The organism is Rubrivirga sp., assembly GCF_049648075.1.
Classification (GTDB): domain Bacteria; phylum Bacteroidota; class Rhodothermia; order Rhodothermales; family Rubricoccaceae; genus Rubrivirga.
The window spans coordinates 1-4,263 of sequence record NZ_JBARYR010000313.1; the positions used below are offsets into that span (position 1 = coordinate 1).

General features: G+C 70.2%; 8 protein-coding genes. 7 read left to right on the forward strand and 1 reads right to left on the reverse strand.

Annotated features, from left to right (window positions below; all coding sequences use genetic code 11):
• The 6 genes from WBA11_RS09250 to WBA11_RS09275 form a co-directional block, all read left to right on the forward strand.
• A partial coding sequence (locus WBA11_RS09250) for a S41 family peptidase (protein WP_424520411.1) occupies positions 1-1,567 on the forward strand: 1,567 nt, incomplete at its 5' end.
• Complete coding sequence (locus WBA11_RS09255) at positions 1,564-2,001, forward strand: hypothetical protein (RefSeq protein WP_424520412.1); 438 nt, start codon at positions 1,564-1,566, stop codon at positions 1,999-2,001. The genes WBA11_RS09250 and WBA11_RS09255, both read left to right, overlap by 4 nt.
• A 39-nt stretch (positions 2,002-2,040) precedes the next feature.
• Positions 2,041-2,853, forward strand: coding sequence for a TSUP family transporter (locus WBA11_RS09260; RefSeq protein ID WP_424520413.1), 813 nt, complete (start codon positions 2,041-2,043; stop codon positions 2,851-2,853).
• A gap of 32 nt (positions 2,854-2,885) precedes the next feature.
• A complete protein-coding gene (locus WBA11_RS09265; RefSeq protein WP_424520414.1) occupies positions 2,886-3,101 on the forward strand; it encodes a hypothetical protein in 216 nt (71 codons plus the stop codon).
• A 16-nt stretch (positions 3,102-3,117) separates the two neighbouring features.
• A complete protein-coding gene (locus WBA11_RS09270) occupies positions 3,118-3,264 on the forward strand; it encodes a hypothetical protein (RefSeq protein WP_424520415.1) in 147 nt (48 codons plus the stop codon).
• Complete coding sequence (locus WBA11_RS09275; protein WP_424520416.1) at positions 3,231-3,464, forward strand: tRNA-binding protein; 234 nt, start codon at positions 3,231-3,233, stop codon at positions 3,462-3,464. The genes WBA11_RS09270 and WBA11_RS09275 overlap by 34 nt, the downstream gene beginning before the upstream one ends.
• 59 nt (positions 3,465-3,523) lie before the next feature.
• Here WBA11_RS09275 and WBA11_RS09280 read toward each other — a convergent pair whose 3' ends face one another.
• Positions 3,524-3,739 (reverse strand): dodecin family protein, encoded by a 216-nt coding sequence (locus tag WBA11_RS09280; protein ID WP_424520417.1) that lies wholly within the window; start codon positions 3,737-3,739, stop codon positions 3,524-3,526.
• A gap of 76 nt (positions 3,740-3,815) precedes the next feature.
• On the opposite strand from WBA11_RS09280, the gene WBA11_RS09285 reads away from it, so the two are divergent.
• Positions 3,816-4,263: class I SAM-dependent methyltransferase (locus WBA11_RS09285; RefSeq protein WP_424520418.1), on the forward strand; the 448-nt coding region annotated here is incomplete at its 3' end.

Below are 4,263 nucleotides of genomic sequence, written 5' to 3' on the forward strand. Positions count from 1 at the left end.
GGCGCAAGACGTCGACTTCTACGCGCTCCGCAAGAGCTTCGAGCTGTACGGGACCGTCTACGAGACGCTCGCCTCGGAATACGTCGACGCGGTCGACGCGGAGGGGCTGATGCGGAGTGGGATCGGCGCCATGACCGGCGCGCTCGACCCGTACACGGTCTACTACGACGAGGCGACGGCGGCGGCGAGCCGGTTGCAACAGGGCGGCGACGTGGGCGGTGTGGGCGTGATCGTGGGCGAGCGCGGCGGCGGCTTGGTCGTCACATCCGTCCTCGATGGGTCGGATGCTGAGCTTCAAGGCCTCCGGCCGGGCGACGCCGTCCTCGAGGTCGGCGGGCGCTCCGTCGAGGGCGTCACGGCGCAGCGGGCGAACGCCATCCTGCGCGGCGAACCGGGCTCGACGGTCGACCTCGAGGTCGGGCGCGAGGGCGAGGACGAGCCGCTGCGCTTCGTGCTGGTTCGTGCTGGCGAGGAGAGCGTCGACGTGACGTACTCCGGGATGCTGGGCGACCCGGCCGACGGCGTCGGGTACGTCCGGCTGGGACGGTTCATGCAGAGTGCGGCCGGGCAGGTCCAGGGTGCGGCCGAGGCGCTCCAGGCAGAGTCGCCGCTGCGTGCGCTCGTCCTCGACTTGCGAGGCAACCCCGGGGGACTGCTCGACCAAGCCGTCGCGCTGTCCAGTCTGTTCGTTCCCCTCGGGACGGTCATCACGCAGACTCGAGGACGGGCCGACGGGACGGACCAGACGTACCGGACGAGTGCGAACCCCGTCTTCCCGGATCTCCCCGTCGCGGTCCTGATCGACGGCTCGAGCGCGTCGGCGTCGGAGATCGTGTCGGGCGCGCTGCAGGACTACGACCGCGGCGTGGTGGTGGGAGAGACGACGTTCGGCAAGGGGCTCGTTCAGGTCATCCGGCCGATGCCGTACGGGACGGCACTCAAGCTGACCGTGAGCCGCTACACGACGCCCTCAGGCCGCGAGATTCAGCGCCTGACCTACGCCCAGGGCGCCGATGCCACCGAGGCCGGGGCCGGGCGCGCGTTCACGACCGAAGGGGGCCGGCCCGTTCGGAGCGGCGTCGGGATCGAGCCGGACGTCGAGGTGACACTGGGACCCGAGAGCGAGCTCGAGCAGGCGCTCGTCCGCTCGGCTGCGTTCCTGCGCTTCGCCAACCGCTTCGCCGCCGACACGCCGGACCTGCCCCAGGACTTCCAAGTCGACGCCTCCGTCCTGTCCCGCTTCCAGTCGTTCGTTGAGGGCGAAGGCATCGCCTACCGCACCGACGCCGAGCGCGCCGCCGACGCACTCGAGGCCGACCTCGAGGCCGCGGGCTATGACGCGGGATCCGAGCTGGCCGCGTTGCGGCGCACCGTCGAGGCCGAGAAGGCGCGCGACTTCGAGCGCCACGCCGAGAGGCTGCGGGCGCGGCTGCGGCAGGAGATCCTGTCGCGCTACGTCGGACAGAAGGACCAGACGGTCGCGGCATTGGCCCAGGACCCGGTCGTGATCGAGGCCCGCCGCCTCGTCCTCGATGCCGAGGCGTACGGGCGCGTGCTGGGGCGGTGAGAGGGATCGCCCTCGTCTTCGTCCTCGCCGGGTGCTCGCCGCCGGGCGACCAAGGATTGGCCGATCACATCGAGGCCGGCGTCGATACGAGCGCCGTGATCGACCTCGAGGCGCTGGCGCCGTTCGAGTGGGACCGGTTGTACGTCGTGCCGCCGTACACCACAGAAGAGACGTTCGAGCGGTCCGGCCCCGAGTGGCCCGATCGATGGGAGTGGAGCCACACAGATCTGAGGGATGACCGCGCCTTCCTCATCTTCGCCCTCGAGGACGAGGTCGTCTCGGCGTTCGACTCCTTCATGCGCGACGGCAATTTCGTGCCGCACCCCTACTTCCAATGGCGACCAGGCGGCGTCTCGCCCGACAGCGCCCGGTTCGTTGTGATGGGCCGGGACCTCGTCCTCGAGGCCGACCTGCCGGATCGCCTGAGGGAGTGACGGCGCATCGGCGCGTAGCTTAGCCGCTCCCGGCTCGCGATGCTTTTTCTTCTCCTGGTGGCCGGCGCGATCGGCGGATTCCTGGCCGGTCTGGTGGGCGTCGGGGGCGGCGTGATCTTCGGGCCGGTCCTGTTTTTTACGTACCAGGCGGCCGGCATCGAGGACCCGGTCCTGACGCCGCTGACCTTGGGGTCGAGCCTGTTGTGCACGTTCGCGGCATCCGCATCGGGGGCGCTCGCACAGCGGAAGGCCGGTGCCATCGACTGGCGGACGGCGTTGACGGCCGGTGGCTTTGCCGCCGTGATGGTCGTGCTCGTTGGGCGGTTCGTGGCGACGCAGCCGTGGTACGACAAGGACGCGTTCCAACTCATCCTGGGCGTCCTGCTCCTCGTCGTCGTGGTGCGGATGCTGACCTCGAGGTCGGGCGCGGACACGCTGTCGACGGACGGCGCGCGTCGTGGCCTGTTCGGCATCGGGGCGACGGGTGCGGCGGCGGGCATGGTCTCGGCCCTCGCAGGCGTCGGGGGAGGCGTCGTGCTCGTGCCGTTGTTCGCGGGCGTCGTCAAGCTTCCCATCAAGGTCGCGTCGGGGACGTCGACGACGGCGATCGTGCTCATCACAGCGGTCGGCGTCGTGACGTATGCCGTCCTGGGACAGGGGTCGGACGTGCCGGCCGGCGCGCTCGGCTACGTCGACTGGCGCGGGGCCGCGGCGCTCGCCATTCCCGCCGTCGTGACCGCACGTCTTGGCGTGTCCGTCGCGCACCGCGTCCGTGTCCGCGTGGTCCGGCTCAGCTTCGCAGCGTTCGCGGCCGTCGTCGCGGCTCGGCTGCTGTGGAACGCGCTGGGCTAGCCCGCGTCAACGGCGACCCTACCACGACCTCGATGCGCTGGCTCTTCCTCTCGTTGCTGGCGCTCGCCGCCTGCACTTCTGACGACCCCGCCGTCGTCCTCGAGGGTGCCGACCCGGTCCAGACAGACGGCGACCTCGAGCCTGACGCGACCGTCCAGCCGGACGCCGATCTCGAGCCCCAGCGCGAGCTGACACCGGATGACATGGAGCCCGAGACGGATCTCGCTCCCGACTCCGAATCCCCGTGACCTCGCCTCGACGCCGATGATCGAGTTTTCCGACGTCGAGCGCGTCGAGATCCACGTCGGCACGGTGCTGAGCTGCGAGCCGAACGCCAAGGCCCGTCGCCCCGCGTACGTTGGCCGCGCCGACCTTCGGTGCTCGAGGACGGCTTCGGACCGCTCAGGGTAAAGACCTCGTCGGCCCAGATCACAGAGCACCACGCGCCGGGCGATCTTGTCGGGACGCAAGTCGCGGCGGTGCTCAACCTCGCGCCGAAGCGGGTCGTGGGCGTCACGTCCGAGGTCCTGATCCTCGCCTCGACGGGCGCCGACGGAACCGTCCTGCTCTCGCCCACCCCGCGCGTCACGGACGGCTCGCGCGTCGCCTAGACACAACGGCGCCCCGCCGACACAGGGCCAACGGGGCGCACCAGGTCAGCGGATGACCGCTACATATCGTCCGGGTTGCCGACGATGAACGTCACCTTGCAGTGGACGCGGAAGCGGCCGGCCTGGTCCTTGCCGGGCTCGTAGATGAAGTCCTCGACGTAGACGCTCTGCACGTTGCGGACCGTCTTCGAGACCTCGTTGTACGCGTCCTTCACAGCGTCGTCGAAGCTCTTGTCGGAGACGGCAGACACTTCGATGATTTTGGCGATGGCCATAGGAGTTGGGGTTGGTGAGAGGGGCGGATCAACGTCGGCACCGCCGACGGAGGTCCGCCGTGGGCTGCGAAAACGCTTGTTCGCATGGTCGCTCGCGAGCTCGGACAGGGCGCATCAGTGGCTCTACGCCGCGAGGACGAAGCGGCTCTTGTCCGACCTCGAGGGCGCCGCCGATCTGACCGTTGGCTCCGCCGACCTGACGGTTCTTGAGGTCGGGGCCGGGGCGGGGCCGAACGCGGCGCACCTGCCGCCCGGCACGCGCTGGATCGCCGTCGAGCCGAACGTCCACTTCCACCCGCGCCTCGAGGCCGCTGCCGCGCGGCAGGGTCTCGACCTCGAGGCCGTCGCGGCGACGGCCGAGGCGCTTCCCCTCGAAGATGGAGCTGCCGATGTCGTGATCTCGACCTTGGTGCTGTGCTCCGTCGACGATGTGGCCCGGTCGCTCGCGGAGGTCCGGCGTGTCTTGCGTCCCGGCGGACGGTTCGTGTTCATCGAGCACGTGGTCGGCCCACCCGGCTCGATGG